Origin of the sequence: Pseudomonas faucium (assembly GCF_021602585.1) — a bacterium.
Lineage (GTDB): Bacteria > Pseudomonadota > Gammaproteobacteria > Pseudomonadales > Pseudomonadaceae > Aquipseudomonas > Aquipseudomonas faucium.
In genome coordinates this window covers 87,953-106,352 of the sequence record NZ_BQIP01000022.1, presented here as the reverse complement: position 1 = coordinate 106,352, position 18,400 = coordinate 87,953, and the positions used below count along the sequence as shown (strand labels likewise).

Genomic DNA, 18,400 nt, shown 5'->3' with positions numbered 1-18,400 from the left:
TCGACCTGAGCAAGTCGAGCGTGACCGCCGACATCAAGGACACCCTCGACACCACCACCGTGGCAGTCACGGCTGATCCTGCAAAAGAAGGCGACGCCAACGTCACCTTCCACTTCCAGCTGAGCAATCCACCGCAAGCGGGCAGCACCACCACGCTGACCGTGAACGTCGGTGGGACTGACTACACCGTCAAAGTCGATGCGACCGGTAAAGGTGTCCTGGAAGTCCCGAACACTAACGGTGAAGACGTCTACAAAGACGGTACTACCGTGACTGCGCAAGTGACGGCCGTAAATGGCGGCAACTTCGAAGAAGTTGATCTGAGCAAGGCCACCGCGACGGCCGACGTCAAAGACACGATCGACACCACCACGGTCACCGTAACAGCCGATCCTGCGAAAGAAGGCGACGCGAATGTCACCTTCCACTTCCAGCTGAGCAACCCGCCGCAGGCTGGTAGCGCCACGACCCTGACCGTCAACGTCGGTGGCACCGACTACACCGTCAAAGTCGACGCGACTGGTAAAGGCGTCTTGGAAGTCCCGAACACCAACGGCGAAGACGTCTACAAAGATGGTTCGACGCTGACCGCGACCGTCACCAAAGTTGATGGCGGTAACTTCGAAGCGGTCGACCTGAGCAAGTCGAGCGTGACCGCCGACATCAAGGACACCCTCGACACCACCACCGTGGCAGTCACGGCTGATCCTGCAAAAGAAGGCGACGCCAACGTCACCTTCCACTTCCAGCTGAGCAACCCGCCACAAGCGGGTAGCACCACGACTCTGACCGTGAACGTCGGCGGTACCGACTACACCGTCAAAGTGGATGCAACTGGCAAAGGCGTCCTGGCAGTTCCGAACACCAACGGCGAAGACGTCTACAAAGATGGTTCGACGCTGACCGCGACCGTCACCAAAGTCGATGGCGGCAACTTCGAAGCGGTGGACCTGAGCAAGTCGAGCGTCACCGCCGAGATCAAGGACACCCTCGACACCACTACCGTGGCGGTCACGGCTGACCCAGCAAAAGAAGGCGATGCCAACATCACCTTCCACTTCCAGCTGAGCAACCCGCCGCAAACCGGCAGCACCACCACGCTCACCGTCGATGTCGGCGGCGTCAGCCGCACCGTGAACATCGATGCGACCGGCAAAGGCACCCTGGTCATCGCCAACACCAATGGCGAAGACGTGTACCTGGACGCCAGCAGCGTCACTGCCAAGGTCACTGCTGTGAACGGCGGCAACTTCGAGAACGTCAGCCTGACCGGCGCCACTGCGACTGCCGAGATCAAGGACACCATCGACACCACGACGGTCAATGTGACCGCCGACCCAGCGAAAGAAGGCGACGCCAACGTCACCTTCAACTTCCAGCTGAGCAACCCGCCGCAAGCCGGCAGCACCACCACGCTGACCGTCAACGTCGCGGGCACCAACTACACGGTCAAGGTCGACGCGACTGGCAAGGGCACCCTGTCGGTACCTAACCCCAACGGTGAAGACGTCTACAACGACGCCAGCACCCTCAAGGCCACGGTCACCGCAGTCAACGGCGGCAACTTCGAGAACGTCAGCCTGACCGGCGCCACTGCGACCGCGAACATCGCCGACACAATCGATACCACCACCGTGGCGGTCACGGCCAACCCGGCGAAAGAAGGCGATGCCACCGTCACCTTCAACTTCCAGCTGAGCAACCCGCCGCAGGCCGGCAGCACCACCACGCTGACCGTCAACGTCGCCGGCACCAACTACACAGTCAAGGTCGACGCGAGCGGCAAGGGCACCCTGGCGGTACCGAACCCGAATGGTGAGGACGTCTACAACGACGCCAGCACCCTCAAGGCCACGGTCACTGCCGTGAACGGCGGCAACTTCGAGAACGTGAGCCTGACCGGCGCCACTGCGACTGCTGAGATCAAGGACACCATCGACACCACGACGGTGAATGTGACCGCCGACCCAGCGAAAGAAGGCGATGCCAACATCACCTTCCACTTCCAGCTGAGCAACCCGCCGCAAACCGGCACCACCACCACGCTCACCGTCGATGTCGGCGGCGTCAGCCGCACCGTGAACATCGATGCGACCGGCAAAGGCACCCTGGTCATCGCCAACACCAACGGCGAAGACGTGTACCTGGACGCCAGCAGCGTCACTGCCAAGGTCACTGCCGTGAACGGCGGCAACTTCGAGAACGTGAGCCTGACCGGCGCCACCGCGACCGCTGAAATCAAAGACACCATCGACACCACCACCGTGGCGGTCACAGCCAACCCGGCAAAAGAAGGCGACGCCAACGTCACCTTCAACTTCCAGCTGAGCAACCCGCCACAAGCGGGCAGCACCACGACGCTGACCGTCAACGTCGCGGGCACCAACTACACGGTCAAGGTCGACGCGAGCGGCAAGGGCACCCTGGCGGTACCGAACCCCAATGGTGAAGACGTCTACAACGACGCCAGCACCCTCAAGGCCACGGTCACTGCCGTGAACGGCGGCAACTTCGAGAACGTCAGCCTGACCGGCGCCAACGCCACCGCGAACATCGCCGACACCCTCGACACCACCACCGTGGCGGTCACGGCCAACCCGGCAAAAGAAGGCGACGCCAACGTCATCTTCAACTTCCAGCTGAGCAACCCGCCACAAAGCGGCAGCCCGGCAACCCTGACCGTCAACGTCGCCGGCACCAACTACACGGTCAACCTCGACGCCACCGGCAAAGGCACCCTGGCGGTACCGAACCCCAATGGCGAGGACGTGTACAACGACGCCAGCACGATGACCGCGACCGTCACCGCGATCAACGGCGGCAACTTCGAAGCCACCAGCGTGGCCGGCGCCACCGCGGTCGCCAACATCGCCGACACCATCGATACCACGACCCTGTCGATCACCGGCACCACGGCCGTCGCCGAGGGCGGCAACGCCACCTACACGCTGACCCTGACCAGCCCGGCGAAGACCGATGTCACGGTCAAGCTGAGCTACACCGGCACCGCCACCAACGGCGCGGACTACACCGGCGTGACCACGGTGACCATCAAGGCTGGCAGCTCCACCGCCAACTTCACCATCCCGACCCTCAAGGACAACGTCACCGAAGGCACCGAGCAGTTCACCGTCAAGGTCGACTCGGCCACCGGCGGCAACTTCGAGAAGCTGGAAGTCAGCGGTACCGCCGGCAGCGTCACCACGCAGATCTTCGAGCCCGCCCCGGTGCTGGACCTGGACGCCAACGATTCCAGCGGCAAGACCGGCGCCGACTACCAGACCACCTTCACCGAGAACCAGCCGGGCAGCGGCGTGTCGATCGGTGATGTGGACGTGTCGATCACCGACTTCGACAGCTCGATGCTCACCGGCGCCACCGTGATCCTGACCAACCGACAGCCAGGCGATGCCCTGAACCTGGGCAACAGCGTCGGCGGCATCACCATCAACGCCAACAGCACCGACGGCAAGGTGGTGCTGACCCTGAGCGGCAGCGCATCGCTGGCCGACTACATCCAGGCCATCAAGAACATCACCTTCATCAACACCAGTGAAGACCCGAGCACCACGCCGCGGATCATCACGGTGACCGTGACCGATGGCGTCAACACCTCGAACACCGCCACCACCACGGTCAACGTCATCGCGGTCAACGACGCGCCGGTCAGCACCGGCGGCGCCGTCACCGGCCAGGAAGACACCGACCTGGTGCTGGGCTGGAACGACTTCAATGTCCGCGACGTCGACTCGCCGACCAGCAGCCTGGGCATCACCATCACCAAGCTGCCGGACGCCGGCACGCTGAAACTGTTCAACGGCACCAGCTGGGTCGACGTCAAGGCCGGCCAGACCATCAGCCAGGCCGACATCGACGCAGGCAAGCTCAAGTTCGTGCCGTTGGCCAACCAGTCGGGCATCGACGGCTACGGCGGCAGCGGCGTGGGCAACAAGCAGGCCGACTACGCGCAGATCAAGTACAAGCCAACCGATGGCAAGGACGCGGGCAGCGAGGCGACCTTGAAGGTCGACATCGCCCCGGTTGCCGACAAGCCGGACCTGAGCATTGGCAGCAACAACGTCAACTCGCTCGGCCTGACCAAGGAAACCTGGACCAGCCTCACCGGCCTGGGCACCAACGGCAATGGCATCACCGGCGATGCGCTGAAGAACGTGTTCGCCAACTCCGGCAACGCCAGCAAAAGTGAGCTGGTGAACACGGTCGATACCTCGGCCACCGTCACCCCGGGCACCGGTTCGAAGACCTCCGGCCTGATCTACCTGGAAGCCGGCAAGACTTACACCTTCAGCGGCACCGCCGACGACAGCCTGCAGATCGTCATCGGTGGCAAGAACGTCGCCGGCGCCACCTGGGGCTCGGGCAGCGGCAGCATTTCCGGCAGCTTCACGCCGACCACCAGCGGCTACTACACCCTGGAAATCTACAACGCCAACCAGGCAGGCCCAGGCAGCCTCGACGTCAACATCAAGGTGGGCAACGGCGCGGTCACCGACCTCAACAGTGCCAACATCCCGATGTACCCGAACGTCGGTGCGCTGGCTGGCGCCGGGGTCACGGTGTCCGACCTGCATGGCAGCAACGGCCAGGGCTACTACGACGGCTACAAGCTCAACGAAGGTGGCGAGAACGGCGCGCCGGTCAAGCTGGTGGGCATCAGCACCGGGCTGACCGACACCGACGGCTCCGAGAGCCTGAACGTCAAGCTCAGCGGCATCCCGGCAGGCTCGGTGGTCGCCGACAACGCAGGCCACACCTTCACCGTCGGCTCGAGCCCGGTGGATGTCACCGGCTGGAACCTCGGCAGTCTGACCATCAAGCCGCCGGCCTACTACGCCGGCCAGTTCGACGTGAAGGTCACCTCGACCTCCACCGAGAGCGTTGGCGGCAGCACCGCCACCAGCGAAGGCAGCATCAAGGTCACGGTCTACCCGCAGGCGTACACCACCAGCAACCTGTCCTCCGACAGCGACAACATCACCGGCACCGATGGCAACGACATCATCGTCGCCGATGTCAGCGGCCTGCACGTGGTGCCGGGCCAGGACTACAACATCGCCTTCATCGTCGACACCTCGGGCAGCATGGGCTCCTCGGGCGTGAACGCGGCGAAGAGTTCGCTGGAGTCGGTGTTCAAGACCCTGGCTGCCAGCGTCAAGGGCTCGCAGTCGGGTACCGTGAACATCCTGCTGGTCGACTTCGCCACCCAGGTCAAGAGCACCGTTTCGGTGACCCTCAACGACGCCGGCCTGCAGACGCTGCTCAATGCCCTGAACGGCCTGAAGTCCAACGGCGGCACCAACTACGAAGACGCCTTCAAGACCACTGCCAACTGGTTCCAGAACCTCAAGGACGCCGGCAGCACGGGCAGCAACCAGACGTTCTTCATTACCGATGGCCAGCCGACCTACTACCAGACCAACGAGCAGGGCAACCCGAAACTGGGTTACAGCAACGTCAACCTCGATACCTACCTGTCGTCGATCAACTACAAGATGGGCGACACGGTCTACCGTGGCAGCGTGGACAGCAGCACCCGGGTGAACATCGATTCCGATGGCTCCATGACCGTCCAGTACAAGTACGGCAGCAGCTGGTACAACTACAGCTCGTACTCGATCCACGCCCAGGGCGATGGCACCTACGAGCTGTCGACCTTGGCCGGTACTGGCAACAGCACCGACAAAGCCACCACCACCAACTCCACCGACAGCTTCAAGATCCTGGCGGGGCTTTCGGACGTGGAGGCCATCGGCCTCAACAACGACGTCAAGACCAGCGATCTCAAGCCTTACGACACTGATGGCAAGCCGCAGACCAACATCGACCCGAGCAAGCTGGCCGATGCGATCCTCGGCCACACCGAAGTCACCCAGCCGGGCAACGACACGGTCAACGGCGGTGATGGCAACGACATCATCTTCGGCGACCTGCTGACCTTCCCGTCGATCGCCGGTACCGGTGTCGAGGCGATCCAGGGGTATGTCGCCAGCAAGCTGGGCGTCGATGCAGGTGATGTGGACGCGCGGGCGATGCACAAGTACGTCAGCGAGCACTACACCGAATTCGATGTCTCCGGCGCCAACGACGGTGCCGACACCCTGATGGGTGGCGCGGGCAATGACATCATCTTCGGCCAGGGTGGCAACGACCTGCTCGATGGCGGCAAGGGCAATGACATCCTGCTGGGCGGTTCGGGCAACGACACCCTGATCGGCGGCCAGGGCAACGACATCCTGATCGGTGGCAGCGGTGCCGACACCTTCGTGTGGAAGGCCGGCGACCTGGGCAACGATGTGATCAAGGACTTCAAGTCCAGCGAGGGCGACCGCCTCGACCTGCGCGACCTGCTGCAGGGCGAGAAGGCCAGCACCATCGACAACTTCCTGAAGATCACCACCGTCGATGGCTCCTCGACCCTGCAGGTGAGCACCGAGGGCAAGCTCAACGCGGCCGGCGGCCTGGCCAATGCCGACGTGACGATCAAGCTCGAAGGGGTGAACTGGTCCAATACCACGATCAACTCGTTGATCAGCGGTGCCGACCCGACCATCAAGATCGACAACAACTGACCCCACTGCCGCGGTGGCCGTATCTGGCCACCGCGGCAGCGGTCTTTTCTCCCACCCTCGCGCAGCGCATACTCATGCGCCGGGCTGACGCGCCCGGAGAACTTTGCCTATGCTGCTGTCTACCAACAAGGAATCATCGTGACGAGGGACGACGCCATGTTCTACGTGCAACGCGACGCCGATGGCCAGTTGCTGCGGGTAGAAGCCGCACCCTATGCCGAATACACGGAAATCCTCCCGGCCGACCACGCCGAAATCCAGGAATGGTTTGCCGACGACGTGGTGGAGAACAGCCTCAAGCAGCTCAAGCAGAGCGACCTGGACATGATCCGAGTGCTCGAGGACTTGATCGAAGTGCTGACCGCCAAAGGCGTGTTCAGCATCACCGACCTGCCGCCCGGTGCCCAGGCCAAGCTGCTCAACCGCTCCACGGCGCGCAAGGCGCTCGGCAGCCTGAACAACCTGATCGAGGAAGAAGAGGAGGGCGGGTTGATCTGACCCCCCTTCAGCACCAAAAGCGCGCACTGCCCCCTTCATATCGTTATTCATTAACGGTATTTAAATTATTTTTCTTATGACTTTATAGTCATCCCCACTGCGTACCCGTCGACCAATCGATGCGCCGCACGACTCGAACCCACACGGGTAAACCCCGTGCGTTTCTGATCGTTGCGCGCCATGAAGTCGCGCACTGCGTGGGAGTGAACAATGTCCGCCGCCTCGAACGCCTTGTCGTCCATCGACAGCGCCCAGCCGCAAAGCTTCGAAATCCGCCCGTTCTCCGGTGCCGTGGGCGCCGAGATCATCGGCCTGGACCTGGCCAAACCGGTCAATGGCGAAGATTTCAGCCGTATCCACCGCGCCCATCTCGACCACCACGTGCTGGTGTTTCGTGACCAGCGCATCAGCCCGCAACAGCAAATCGCCTTCAGCCGCCGTTTCGGCGAGCTGCAGATCCACGTGCTCAAGCAGTTCCTGCTGGCGGGCCACCCCGAGATCCTGATCGTTTCCAACATCATCGAGAACGGCCAGAACATCGGCCTGGGCGATGCCGGCAAGTTCTGGCACTCGGACCTCTCCTACAAGGAGCTGCCAAGCCTGGGCTCCATGCTCCACGCCCAGGAGCTGCCCAGCGAAGGCGGCGACACCCTGTTCGCCGACATGCACAAAGCCTGGGACGCGGTGCCGCCGGCGCTGCGCAAGGTGGTCGAAGGCCGCGCTGCCGCGCATTCCTACACCGCGCGCTACGCCGAGACCAAGTTCGAGGGCAACTGGCGCCCGACCCTGACCGCCGAACAGCTGGCCCAGGTGCAGGAAGTGATCCACCCGGTGGTGCGTACCCACCCGGAAAACGGCCGCAAGGCGCTGTTCGTCAGCGAAGGCTTCACCACCCGCATCGTCGGCCTGCCCGCCGATGAGAGCCGCGACGTGCTGCAGCAGCTGTATGCCCTGAGCGTGCTGGAGCAGAACATCTACCGCCACCAGTGGCAGCCCCACGACCTGGTGTTCTGGGACAACCGCTCGCTCATCCACCTGGCCACCGGTTGCCCCGCGCACCTGCGGCGCAAGTTGTTCCGCACCACCATCCAGGGCGATGCCCCGTTCTGACGACTGAGGAAAACCCACATGCGCAACTCCATCAGCCGCCTGGCGGCAAGCATCGGCCTGGGCGCCAGCCTGGTTCTAGGCAGCCTTGCCGCGCCGACCCTGGCCCATGCCGAAGGCAAGATCCGCATCGCCGAGCAGTTCGGCATCGTCTACCTGCTGCTCAACGTGGTGCGTGACCAGCACCTGATCGAAAAACATGGCAAGGAGCAGGGCCTGGACATCGAAGTCGACTGGGCCCAGCTTTCCGGCGGCGCGGCGATCAACGATGCGTTGCTGTCCGGCTCGGTCGACATCGCCGGTGCCGGCGTCGGCCCGCTGCTGACCGTGTGGGACCGCACCAAGGGCCGGCAGAACGTCAAGGCCGTGGCTTCGCTGGGCAACTTCCCGTACTACCTGGTCAGCAGCAACCCGAACGTGAAGACCATCGCCGACATCTCCGACAAGGACCGCATCGCCGTGCCTGCAGTGGGCGTCTCGGTGCAGTCGCGCTTCCTGCAGTACGCCGCCGCCCAGCAGTGGGGCGACAAGGAATACAACCGCCTCGACAAGTACACCCTGGCCGTACCGCACCCGGATGCCACCGCCGCCTTGCTGGCCGGCGGCACCGAGCTCAACGGGCACTTCTCCAACCCGCCGTTCCAGGACCAGGCGCTGGCCAACAAGAACGTGCACGTGGTGCTCAACAGCTATGACCTGCTCGGCCCCAACTCGCCGACGCTGCTGTTTGCCACCGAGAAATTCCGCAACGACAACCCCAAGACCTACAAGGCCTTCGTCGATGCCCTGGCCGAGGCCGCGGACTTCGCCCAGAAGGACAAGGCCGCTGCCGCCGACACCTACATCCGCGTGACCAAGGCCAAGATCGACCGCGAGGCGCTGATCAAGTTGATCGACAACCCGCAGTACGAATTCACCGTCACGCCGAAGAACACCTACAAACTGGCCGACTTCCTGTACCGGGTCGGCGCCATCAAGCACAAGCCGGAGTCGTGGAAGGACTACTTCTTCCAGGACGAACGCCCGCTGCAGGGGAGCTGAGCGCCGATGACCGCCCCATTGCCAGGCCACACGGCCAGCAACCTGAGCCGTGTCGCTACACCCGCGTTGCTCAAGGTGGACAACCTGAGCCTCGAATACCGCACCGCCCAGCGCGTGGTGCGGGCCACCCACCAGGTCAGCTTCGAAGTCGACCGCGCCGACCGCTTCGTGCTGCTCGGCCCGTCCGGTTGCGGCAAGTCGACCTTGCTCAAGGCCGTGGCCGGCTTCATCAGCCCCCAGGAAGGGCAGATTCTGCTGCAGGGCCAACCGGTCAGCGGCCCTGGCCCCGATCGCATCGTGGTGTTCCAGGAGTTCGACCAGCTGCCGCCCTGGAAGACGGTGAAGCAGAACGTGATGTTCCCGTTGCTGGTGTCTGGCCAGCTCAAGCGCGCCGAGGCCGAGGAGCGGGCGCTGCACTACCTGGACAAGGTTGGCCTGGCGGCATTTGCCGATGCCTACCCGCACACGCTGTCGGGCGGCATGAAGGCGCGCGTGGCGATTGCCCGGGCGCTGGCCACCCAGCCGAAGGTCCTGCTGATGGACGAGCCGTTCGCCGCCCTCGATGCGCTGACCCGGCGCAAGATGCAGGAGGAGCTGTTGCTGCTGTGGGAGGAGGTGCGCTTCACCTTGCTGTTCGTCACCCACTCCATCGAAGAAGCGCTGGTGGTCGGCAACCGCATCCTGCTGCTGTCGCCGCACCCCGGGCGCGTGCGGGCCGAGGTGCACAGCCACCAGTACGACCTGGGCAGCCTCGGCGCCAGTGACTTCCAGGCCAGCGCCAGGCGCATCCATCGGCTGCTGTTCGACGAGGCCGATGCCCCCGAACAGGCCCAGGACCTGGGCTTCAACGACATTCGTATCGCTTACTGACAGGAGCTCGAGCCATGACCACTACCCCTGTTCGGCAGGAATACGAAGTGCAGCTGGAGCCGCTGCTGAGTGTGCCGCTGGAGCGCAACCTGCCACTGGCCCAGCGCCTGTGGCAGCACGGCTGGCTGCGCAAGGCGGTGATCCTCGTGGTGATCGCCGCATTGTGGGAGGCCATTGCCCGTTACCAGGGCAACGACCTGCTGTTGCCAACCTTCCTGCAAACCGCGGCAGCCCTGTGGGACGGCCTTTTGAGCGGGGAGCTGCCCGCCAAGGTCGGCGTGTCGCTGGTGATTCTGCTCAAGGGCTACGTGCTGGGTATCGTCCTGGCCTTCGGCCTGACCAGCCTGGCCGTATCGACCCAGCTGGGCCGTGATCTGCTGGGCACGCTGACCTCGATGTTCAACCCGCTGCCGGCGATCGCCCTGCTGCCGCTGGCCCTGCTGTGGTTCGGGCTGGGCGACAACAGCCTGATCTTCGTGCTGGTGCATTCGGTGCTGTGGGCGCTGGCGCTCAATACCTATGCCGGCTTTCTCGGCGTCTCGGAAACCTTGCGCATGGCCGGGCGCAACTATGGCCTCAAAGGGCTGCGTCTGGTGCTGCACATCCTGGTGCCGGCGGCGCTGCCGTCGATTCTGTCGGGGCTGAAGATCGGCTGGGCCTTTGCCTGGCGTACCTTGATCGCCGCCGAGCTGGTGTTCGGCGCCAGCAGTGGCAAGGGCGGGCTGGGGTGGTACATCTTCCAGAACCGCAACGAGCTGTATACCGACAAGGTGTTTGCCGGGTTGGCGGTGGTGATCCTGATCGGGTTGCTGGTGGAAGGGTTGGTGTTCAATACCCTGGAGCGGCTGACCGTGCGGCGCTGGGGGATGCAGCGCTGATCTGCTGCGGCCCTATCGCCGGCAAGCCGGCTCCCACAGGAACTGCAGCGCTTTAGAGGCCAGCGGTGTACTTGTGGGAGCCGGCTTGCCGGCGATAGGGCCAGGACAGGCCACTACGCCTGATACTGCGCAGCCGCGTTGTTCAAGGTCCGGGCAATCTCATCGCGCAGCTCATCAGGCTGCTCCACCCTCACCCCATCCCCCTGGCTCAACACCCACCAGCGCACCCCCCAACCATCCTCCAGGGTGACCTGCAGCCGGTGCCCCTGCTCCAGGGCGGTGAGTTGCATGCCCGCACTCAACGGCATTTCTCGCAACTGCCGGGCCACCTGGTCGCTGACCCAGGCCTGCAGCTGCAAGCCCTCTTCCTGCACCGGCTGCAAGGCCTCACCACGCAGATAGCCCTGCAGGTCGAAGTTGCCACGCAGCTCCGCGCCGGCATTCACTGACCAATGCCAGCCAAACGGAATGCTCTTGTCATTACGCTCCAGCGGAAAGATCAGCGACAGCTCGTTGAGGTCGCGCTCCACCGTGCGTTTGCTGACATTGAACCCCACATCGCGCAGGCGCCACACCAGCTCCGCACTGGTAATGCCCGGAGAGCGGCTGGGCAACTGGCGCAGCATTGCCCATTGACGGCTGAGGGTGGCGCGGGTGGTGGCGAACGGCAAAAGGGAACGTCCTTGTCTAGGCTTGCCGCATTAGCATGGCGGCATGATCGGGTCATGGCAATTAGCCATGAATCGATCAGATCAACGAATACGCAATTGGTTGCCCCCGCCGAATCGTTCGCGACAGGTTTTGACGTGACGTCACGCAGAATCACGCCTCATCACAGCCGCGGTCGGGCCTGTGGGTCGTTCAATGAGGATGAACATGTCTGCTGTCAGCAATATCCATTCGCTGCTCGCCCGTCTTCTGCCGGAGCAGGTCATTTGCGCACCCACCCCCGCCGGCAGGCGGCAGCGGCTGTTCGCAGGCGTCGGGTTGCCCAGCCAGCGGGCGTTGCTGGTCAGCCGGCTGGATGAGGCCGCCGACCTGCAGGCGGTGTATGCCGACCTGCGCCAGCAGGCGCTGGCTGGCAATGTGGCGGCGCTCAACGACCTGGGCTGGGTCTGGCTCAATGGCAAGTACTGGCGCGCCGACACCGTGCTGGCCGGGCACCTGCTGCGCATGGCGGCGTTGCAGGGCAATGCGCCGGCCTGGTTCAACCTGGGGCAGCAGCATTATTTCGGCAAGGGCGTCGAGGCGTCCTACGTGCAGGCGGCGGAATGTTACCGGCAGGCCTTCGAGCGGGGCATGCTGCACGCTGCGGCGGCGCTGGGCGATCTGTACGAGGAAGAAGTGTGCGATGCCGGGTTGGGCTGGCAGGTCGACCTGGTGCAGGCCTACCAGTGGTTCTTCCGTGGCGCGGAGCGCGGGGACGCACGTTGCCGCTTCGAGGTGGGCTATCGTCTGTTGCATGGCCTGTGTGTGGAAGCTGATCTCAAGGCGGCGCTTTACTGGCTGGAGCTGGCGGCGGCGGCCGGGGTGATGCAGGCGGCCGAGGAGTTGGCGGTGCATTTCAGCCGGTGTGATGCGGCTCGCTATCTTGATTGGCGGGATCGGGCGGTGCAGATGGGCAGCACCTTGGCCTTGGCGATGAAGCTTGAAGATCAGGTACAGCCTTGAGCGCCAGCACAAACACCTTCAACCTCCCAGAATGAACAACTATTCATCCATTCCCCTCGTCGCCCCCGGTTGACGACAGGGGGAGGGCAAGGCGTATATTGATAGTTAGCAAACTATGAATATCCTTGGTTCTTCTACATGACCCTTGATTCCCTGCGCCTGCAAGTCAGCACCGGCATGGTGGTTGCCGCCCGCCATTGGCGGCGGATCTGCCATGCGGCCCTGACCAGCTACGGTATTTCCGAGGCCTGCGCGGCGCCGTTGCTGATGATCGTGCGCCTGGGCGATGGCGTGCATCAGGTGGCCGTGGCCCAGGCCGCCGGCCTGGAAAGCCCGTCGCTGGTGCGCCTGCTCGACCAGCTGTGCAAGGCCGGCCTGGTGTGCCGCAGCGAAGACCCGCTGGACCGCCGCGCCAAGGCCTTGAGCCTGACAGCCGAAGGCCGGCGCCTGGCCGAAGCCATCGAGGCGGAGCTGGTGCGGGTGCGCCACGAGGTGCTGCAAGGTATCGATGACGCCGACCTGCAGGCCACCCTGCGCGTGCTGCGCGCCTTCGAAGCCGCGGGCCTGGGCACGGCAGGCGGGGTGGCATGAACGGTTTCTTCAGCTCGGTGCCGCCTGCCCGCGACTGGTTCTACGGCGTGCGCACCTTCGCCGCGTCGATGATCGCCCTGTACATCGCCCTGCTCATGCAGCTGCCGCGCCCGTACTGGGCCATGGCGACCGTGTACATCGTCTCCAGCCCGTTCGTCGGGCCCACCAGCTCCAAGGCCCTGTATCGCGCCCTGGGTACGTTGCTGGGTGCTGGCGGGGCGATCTTCCTGGTGCCGCCGCTGGTGCAGTCGCCGTTGTTGCTGACGGTGGCCATCGCCCTGTGGACCGGCACCTTGCTGTACCTGTCGCTGAACCTGCGCACCGCCAACAACTACGTGCTGATGCTGGCCGGCTACACCTTGCCGATGATTGCCCTGGCGGTTGTCGACAACCCCTTGGCGGTGTTCGACGTGGCCTCTTCGCGTGCCCAGGAAATTTGCCTGGGCATCGTCTGCGCGGCAGTGGTCGGCGCGATTTTCTGGCCTCGGCGCCTGGCCCCCGTGGTGGTCGGCGCCACCGGCAACTGGTTCCAGGAGGCGATCCGCTACAGCGATACCTACCTGGCCCGTGACGTGGCTGCCGACAAGGTCGGCGGCATGCGTGGCGCGATGGTCGCCACCTTCAACTCCCTGGAACTGATGATCGGCCAGCTCGGCCATGAAGGCGCCGGCCCGCACACCCTGAAAAACGCCCGCGAACTGCGCGGCCGGATGATCCACCTGCTGCCGGTGATCGATGCCCTGGATGATGCCCTGGTCGCCCTCGAAGGCCGTGCCCCGGCGCATTTTGCCCAGTTGCAGCCGGTGCTCGAGGCTGCGCGCCAATGGCTCGAAGGCACCGCCCAGAGCGCCTCGGTAGCGCGCTGGACGGCGCTGCACGAACAGATCGACCGCCTGCAGCCAGGCGCTGCCGCCCTCGACCAGAAAGCCGAGCTGCTGCTGTCCAACGCCCTGTACCGCCTGACCGAATGGGCCGACCTCTGGCAGGACTGCTGCACCCTGCAACACGCCCTGCGCACCGACGACGCCACGCCCTGGCGCGCCGTCTACCGGCACTGGCGCCTGGGCCGCCTGACGGCGTTCTTCGACCGTGGCCTGATGCTCTATTCGGTGGTGTCCACAGTGCTGGCGATCATCGTCGCCTGTGGCCTGTGGATCGGCCTGGGCTGGAACGACGGCGCCAGCGCGGTGATTCTCGCCGCCGTGTCGTGCAGCTTCTTCGCCGCCATGGACGACCCGGCGCCGCAGATCTACCGGTTCTTCTTCTGGACGTTGATGTCGGTGATCTTCTCCAGCCTGTACCTGTTCCTGGTGCTGCCCAACCTGCACGACTTCCCGATGCTGGTGCTGGCTTTTGCCGTGCCATTCATCTGCATCGGCACCTTGACCGTGCAACCGCGCTTCTACCTGGGCACCTTGCTGACCATCGTCAACACGTCCACCTTCATCAGCATCCAGGGCGCCTACGACGCCGACTTCTTCACCTTCCTCAACTCCAACCTGGCCGGCCCGGTCGGGCTGCTGTTCGCCTTCATCTGGACCCTGGTGATGCGCCCGTTCGGCGTGGAACTGGCGGCCAAGCGCATGACCCGCTTCCTCTGGCGCGACATCGTCGAAATGACCGAGCCGGCCAGCCTGGCCGAGCATCGCCAGGTCGGCGTGCAGATGCTCGACCGCCTGATGCAGCACCTGCCGCGCCTGTCGCAGACCGGCCAGGACAGCGGCGTGGCCCTGCGCGACGTGCGCGTTGGTCTGAACCTGCTCGACCTGCTGGCCTACCTGCCGCGTGCCGGCACCCAGGCCCGTGAACGCCTGCAAACGGTGATCGAGGAAGTGGGCAGCCACTACGCGGCCTGCCTGCGCGCCGGCGAACGCCTGCATGCGCCGGCCGCACTGCTGCGCAACATGGAGCGTGCGCGCCAGGCGCTGAACCTGGATGAACTGTACGAACGCGGCGATGCCCGCACCCACCTGCTGCATGCCCTGAGCGGCCTGCGCCTGGCGCTGTTGCCGGGTGTGGAGGTGATGCTCGAGCCTGCCGAACAACCGCAACTGCCCCCCGGGCTCGACGGAGCGCCCCTGTGATCGGTGAAGTGGATATCAGCGGGGTGTTCCTGCCCACGCTGCTGGTGATGATGTTCTGCACCTACCTGCTGTTTCTGGGGGTGCACGCCGTGCTGGTGCGCCTGCACTTCTACCGCCTGGTCTGGCACCGGGCGCTGTTCAACGTTGCTTTGTATGCCGTGCTGCTTGGCGCGGTGGACCACTTTTGCCGAAGCCTGATGCTGCCATGAAAAAACCTTTGCTGACCTTGGGCCGTGTGGTCCTGACCTTGCTGGTAGTGACCTTCGCCGCCGTGCTCGTGTGGCAGATGGTGGTGTACTACATGTTCGCCCCCTGGACCCGCGACGGCCACATCCGCGCCGACGTGATCCAGATTGCCCCGGACGTCTCTGGGTTGATCCAGAAAGTCGAGGTGCGCGACAACCAGACCGTCAAGCGCGGCGACGTGCTGTTCACCATCGACCAGGACCGCTTCAGCCTGGCCCTGCGCCAGGCCAAGGCCACCCTGGGCGAGCGCCAGGAAACCCTGGCCCAGGCCTCCCGCGAGGCGCAGCGCAACCGCAAGCTGGGCAACCTGGTGGCGGCCGAGCAGCTGGAAGAGAGCCAGTCCCGCGAGGCGCGTGCCCGCTCGGCGGTGAGCGAGGCGCAGGTGGCGGTGGATACCGCCCAGCTCAACCTCGACCGTTCGGTGGTGCGCAGCCCGGTGGATGGCTACCTCAACGACCGCGCCCCGCGTAACCACGAGTTCGTCACCGCCGGCCACCCGGTGCTGTCGGTGGTCGACAGCGCGTCCTACCATGTCGATGGATACTTCGAAGAGACCAAACTGGGCGGCATCCACATCGGCGATGCCGTGGACATCCGCGTGATGGGCGACAACACCCGCCTGCGCGGCCGGGTGCAGAGCTTTGCCGCCGGCATCGAAGACCGCGACCGCAGCAGCGGCGCCAACCTGCTGCCCAACGTCAACCCGGCGTTCAGCTGGGTGCGTCTGGCCCAGCGGATCCCGGTGCGCATCGCCTTCGATGAAGTGCCGGAAGACTTTCGCATGATCGCCGGGCGCACTGCCACGGTGTCGATCATCGAGGGGCAGAACCCATGAAACAGCTGATCCTGGCGGGTTTCTGCCTGTCGCTGGGGGCCTGCATGATGGTCGGCCCAGACTATGACGTGCCCAAGGACGCCGCCGTGCAGCGCAGCGACCTCAACGGCCCGCTGCGCCAGGATGCCGATAGCGTGGTGTCGGCGCCGGTGCCGGAGGACTGGTGGCAGCTGTATCAGGATCAGCGCCTGAACGAACTGGTGCGCCAGGCGTTGAGTGCCAACACCGAGCTGCGCGTGGCGGCGGCCAACATCGCCAAGGCCCGCGCCCAGGTCGAAGTGGCCGAGTCGCAGGGTGGCTTCAACGGCGGCATCAAGGCCGGCGCCCAGCGCTTGCAGGAGTCGGGCGAAGCCTTCCTGCTGCCCGAGAAGGTGCCGGTGGCCAACATCGGCGAGGCGATCATCAGCGCCTCCTACCAGTTCGACCTGTGGGGCACGTTCAAGCGCGGTACCGAAGCGGCCAAGGCCAATGCCGACGCCGTGCAGGCCGCCGCCGACACGGCGCGCATCACCTTGGTGGCGGATGTGGTCAAGGCCTACACCCAGGTGTGCTCGGCCAACGAGGAATACCACATCGCCCGCGAATCGCTCGATTTGCAGGAACAGAGCGTGCAGCTCAACCAGCGCCTGCGTGATGCCGGCCGCGGCGATGAAACCCAGGTCACCCGCTCGCAGACCCAGTTCAAATCCCTGCGCGCCGAACTGCCGCGCTTCAAGGCCGAGCGCGAGACCGGCATGTACACCCTGGCCGCGCTGCTGGCCAAGCCGGTGGACCAACTGCCTGCCGGTACCGCCGATTGCGCCGAACTGCCGCACCTGAACCAGCTGGTGCCGGTGGGCGACGGCGCCGCACTGCTCAAGCGCCGCCCCGACGTGCGCCAGGCCGAACGCCAGCTGGCGGCCGCCACCGCGACCATCGGCGTGGCCACCGGCGCGCTGTACCCCGACATCAGCTTCGGCGCCCAGGTGGGCACCATCGGTATCCTCGAGAACCTCGGCGAGCCCTCGACCAACCGCTGGGGCTTTGGCCCGCAGATCAGCTGGACCATCCCCACCAACGGCACCCGCGCGCGTATTCGCATGGCCGAGGCTTCGACCCAGGCGGCGTTGGCGAACTTCGACGGTGTGGTGCTGAACGCCATTCGCGAAACCCAGACCCGCCTGGCGCAGTACAGCGCCTTGCTGGATCGCCGTGATGCGCTGGCCGAGGCGGAAAAATCGGCGAAGGAAGCGGCGGACCAGACGCACCGCTATTACCAGGCGGGGCGCGAGTCGTTCCTGGCGGACCTGCAGGCGACGCGTACCTACACCGACATGCGTGCGCAGTTGGCGGCGGCCAATAGCCAGGTGGCCATGGGGCAGATTGGGGTGTTCCTGGCGTTGGGCGGTGGCTGGAAGGATGCCGCCAAGCATTGAGGCCCAATCGCCGGCAAGACGGCTCCCACAGGTAGGGCGCCGCCCTTGTGGGAGCCGGCTTGCCGGCGATGAGGCCCTGACAGTCAAAGCCAGATCGCATCCCAGTGCGGATAATCCCCCACTCGGTCAACCAGACCTGCCCGCTTAGGGTTCAAGACGATGTAGCGCGCCACATCCTGCACGTCCTCTTCTCGGCGCAACGCCCGGTCATGAAAACCCTTCTGCCAGAGCCTTCCATATCGCCCCAGATGGCGATTGATGACGCAGGTGCTGCGCGACTTTACCCGACGCATCAACGTTTTCAGGCTCACCGGCCCCAATTCGATCAACCAGTGAAAATGATCTGGCATCACGACCCAGGCTAAAGACCGGGCCGCGCCTTCTATCTCGGCTTGGCGTAACTGGTTGATCAGCAGCCGAGCCGAGTGGAACCCGCCCAGTAAAGGCGCCCTGTGCAACGTGGTGCTGGTGAGAAGGTACAGCCGGTTTCTTTCTGAAAACCTGCCAATTCTCAGCTGATTTGAATGGGGACGATCCATGTTCCCTACCTCCTGTTGGTTTGCCTATTCAGGCT

14 protein-coding genes are annotated in these 18,400 nt (G+C 64.6%); 12 read left to right on the top strand and 2 right to left on the bottom strand.

Annotated elements, in window-relative coordinates:
* Positions 1–20: 20 nt before the first annotated feature.
* The 6 genes from L6D75_RS21985 (at position 21) to L6D75_RS21960 (ending at position 10,984) form a co-directional block, all read left to right on the top strand.
* On the top strand, positions 21–6,590 hold the full coding sequence (locus L6D75_RS21985; protein ID WP_236193823.1) for an immunoglobulin-like domain-containing protein: 6,570 nt from the start codon (positions 21–23) through the stop codon (positions 6,588–6,590).
* A gap of 156 nt (positions 6,591–6,746) precedes the next feature.
* A complete protein-coding gene (locus L6D75_RS21980) occupies positions 6,747–7,088 on the top strand; it encodes a tryptophan synthase subunit beta (RefSeq protein WP_176511654.1) in 342 nt (113 codons plus the stop codon).
* 210 nt (positions 7,089–7,298) lie between these two features.
* Complete coding sequence (locus L6D75_RS21975; RefSeq protein WP_176511603.1) at positions 7,299–8,198, top strand: TauD/TfdA dioxygenase family protein; 900 nt, start codon at positions 7,299–7,301, stop codon at positions 8,196–8,198.
* 18 nt (positions 8,199–8,216) lie between these two features.
* Complete coding sequence (locus L6D75_RS21970) at positions 8,217–9,236, top strand: ABC transporter substrate-binding protein (RefSeq protein WP_176511604.1); 1,020 nt, start codon at positions 8,217–8,219, stop codon at positions 9,234–9,236.
* 6 nt (positions 9,237–9,242) lie between these two features.
* Positions 9,243–10,106, top strand: coding sequence for an ABC transporter ATP-binding protein (locus tag L6D75_RS21965; protein WP_176511605.1), 864 nt, complete (start codon positions 9,243–9,245; stop codon positions 10,104–10,106).
* Positions 10,107–10,120: 14 nt separating this feature from the next.
* Positions 10,121–10,984, top strand: a complete 864-nt coding sequence (locus L6D75_RS21960; protein ID WP_176511606.1) for an ABC transporter permease — start codon at positions 10,121–10,123, stop codon at positions 10,982–10,984.
* A 113-nt stretch (positions 10,985–11,097) separates the two neighbouring features.
* On the opposite strand, the gene L6D75_RS21955 is transcribed toward L6D75_RS21960, so the two are convergent.
* Positions 11,098–11,655 carry a WYL domain-containing protein gene (locus L6D75_RS21955; RefSeq protein WP_176511607.1) on the bottom strand — a complete coding sequence of 186 codons (558 nt, stop codon included), beginning with the start codon at positions 11,653–11,655 and terminating at the stop codon, positions 11,098–11,100.
* Between the two features lie 205 nt (positions 11,656–11,860).
* Here L6D75_RS21955 and L6D75_RS21950 point away from each other — a divergent pair, with 205 nt between their 5' ends.
* The 6 genes from L6D75_RS21950 to L6D75_RS21925 all read left to right on the top strand — a co-directional run bounded on the left by L6D75_RS21950 (position 11,861) and on the right by L6D75_RS21925 (position 17,826).
* On the top strand, positions 11,861–12,655 hold the full coding sequence (locus L6D75_RS21950) for a tetratricopeptide repeat protein (RefSeq protein ID WP_176511608.1): 795 nt from the start codon (positions 11,861–11,863) through the stop codon (positions 12,653–12,655).
* A 138-nt stretch (positions 12,656–12,793) separates the two neighbouring features.
* Positions 12,794–13,246 carry a MarR family winged helix-turn-helix transcriptional regulator gene (locus L6D75_RS21945; RefSeq protein WP_176511609.1) on the top strand — a complete coding sequence of 151 codons (453 nt, stop codon included), beginning with the start codon at positions 12,794–12,796 and terminating at the stop codon, positions 13,244–13,246.
* On the top strand, positions 13,243–15,330 hold the full coding sequence (locus L6D75_RS21940; protein WP_176511610.1) for an FUSC family protein: 2,088 nt from the start codon (positions 13,243–13,245) through the stop codon (positions 15,328–15,330). The genes L6D75_RS21945 and L6D75_RS21940 overlap by 4 nt, the downstream gene beginning before the upstream one ends.
* Positions 15,327–15,539, top strand: coding sequence for a DUF1656 domain-containing protein (locus tag L6D75_RS21935; protein ID WP_176511611.1), 213 nt, complete (start codon positions 15,327–15,329; stop codon positions 15,537–15,539). Before L6D75_RS21940 ends, L6D75_RS21935 begins: the two co-directional genes overlap by 4 nt.
* Complete coding sequence (locus L6D75_RS21930; protein WP_176511612.1) at positions 15,536–16,411, top strand: efflux RND transporter periplasmic adaptor subunit; 876 nt, start codon at positions 15,536–15,538, stop codon at positions 16,409–16,411. Before L6D75_RS21935 ends, L6D75_RS21930 begins: the two co-directional genes overlap by 4 nt.
* Positions 16,408–17,826 carry an efflux transporter outer membrane subunit gene (locus L6D75_RS21925; protein WP_176511613.1) on the top strand — a complete coding sequence of 473 codons (1,419 nt, stop codon included), beginning with the start codon at positions 16,408–16,410 and terminating at the stop codon, positions 17,824–17,826. The genes L6D75_RS21930 and L6D75_RS21925 overlap by 4 nt, the downstream gene beginning before the upstream one ends.
* Before the next feature lie 83 nt (positions 17,827–17,909).
* Here the strand turns inward: L6D75_RS21925 and L6D75_RS21920 are convergent, their stop codons facing one another.
* On the bottom strand, positions 17,910–18,365 hold the full coding sequence (locus L6D75_RS21920; RefSeq protein WP_176511614.1) for an REP-associated tyrosine transposase: 456 nt from the start codon (positions 18,363–18,365) through the stop codon (positions 17,910–17,912).
* Positions 18,366–18,400 lie beyond the last annotated feature (35 nt).

What these genes read in the sequence shown, in the direction of transcription:
- L6D75_RS21980 (WP_176511654.1), top strand. Translation starts at nt 6,747, where the DNA reads ATGTTCTACGTGCAACGCGACGCCGATGGCCAGTTGCTGCGGGTAGAA.
- L6D75_RS21975 (WP_176511603.1), top strand. Translation starts at nt 7,299, where the DNA reads ATGTCCGCCGCCTCGAACGCCTTGTCGTCCATCGACAGCGCCCAGCCG.
- L6D75_RS21970 (WP_176511604.1), top strand. Translation starts at nt 8,217, where the DNA reads ATGCGCAACTCCATCAGCCGCCTGGCGGCAAGCATCGGCCTGGGCGCC.
- L6D75_RS21965 (WP_176511605.1), top strand. Translation starts at nt 9,243, where the DNA reads ATGACCGCCCCATTGCCAGGCCACACGGCCAGCAACCTGAGCCGTGTC.
- L6D75_RS21960 (WP_176511606.1), top strand. Translation starts at nt 10,121, where the DNA reads ATGACCACTACCCCTGTTCGGCAGGAATACGAAGTGCAGCTGGAGCCG.
- L6D75_RS21950 (WP_176511608.1), top strand. Translation starts at nt 11,861, where the DNA reads ATGTCTGCTGTCAGCAATATCCATTCGCTGCTCGCCCGTCTTCTGCCG.
- L6D75_RS21945 (WP_176511609.1), top strand. Translation starts at nt 12,794, where the DNA reads ATGACCCTTGATTCCCTGCGCCTGCAAGTCAGCACCGGCATGGTGGTT.
- L6D75_RS21940 (WP_176511610.1), top strand. Translation starts at nt 13,243, where the DNA reads ATGAACGGTTTCTTCAGCTCGGTGCCGCCTGCCCGCGACTGGTTCTAC.
- L6D75_RS21930 (WP_176511612.1), top strand. Translation starts at nt 15,536, where the DNA reads ATGAAAAAACCTTTGCTGACCTTGGGCCGTGTGGTCCTGACCTTGCTG.
- L6D75_RS21925 (WP_176511613.1), top strand. Translation starts at nt 16,408, where the DNA reads ATGAAACAGCTGATCCTGGCGGGTTTCTGCCTGTCGCTGGGGGCCTGC.
- L6D75_RS21920 (WP_176511614.1), bottom strand. Translation starts at nt 18,365, where the DNA reads ATGGATCGTCCCCATTCAAATCAGCTGAGAATTGGCAGGTTTTCAGAA.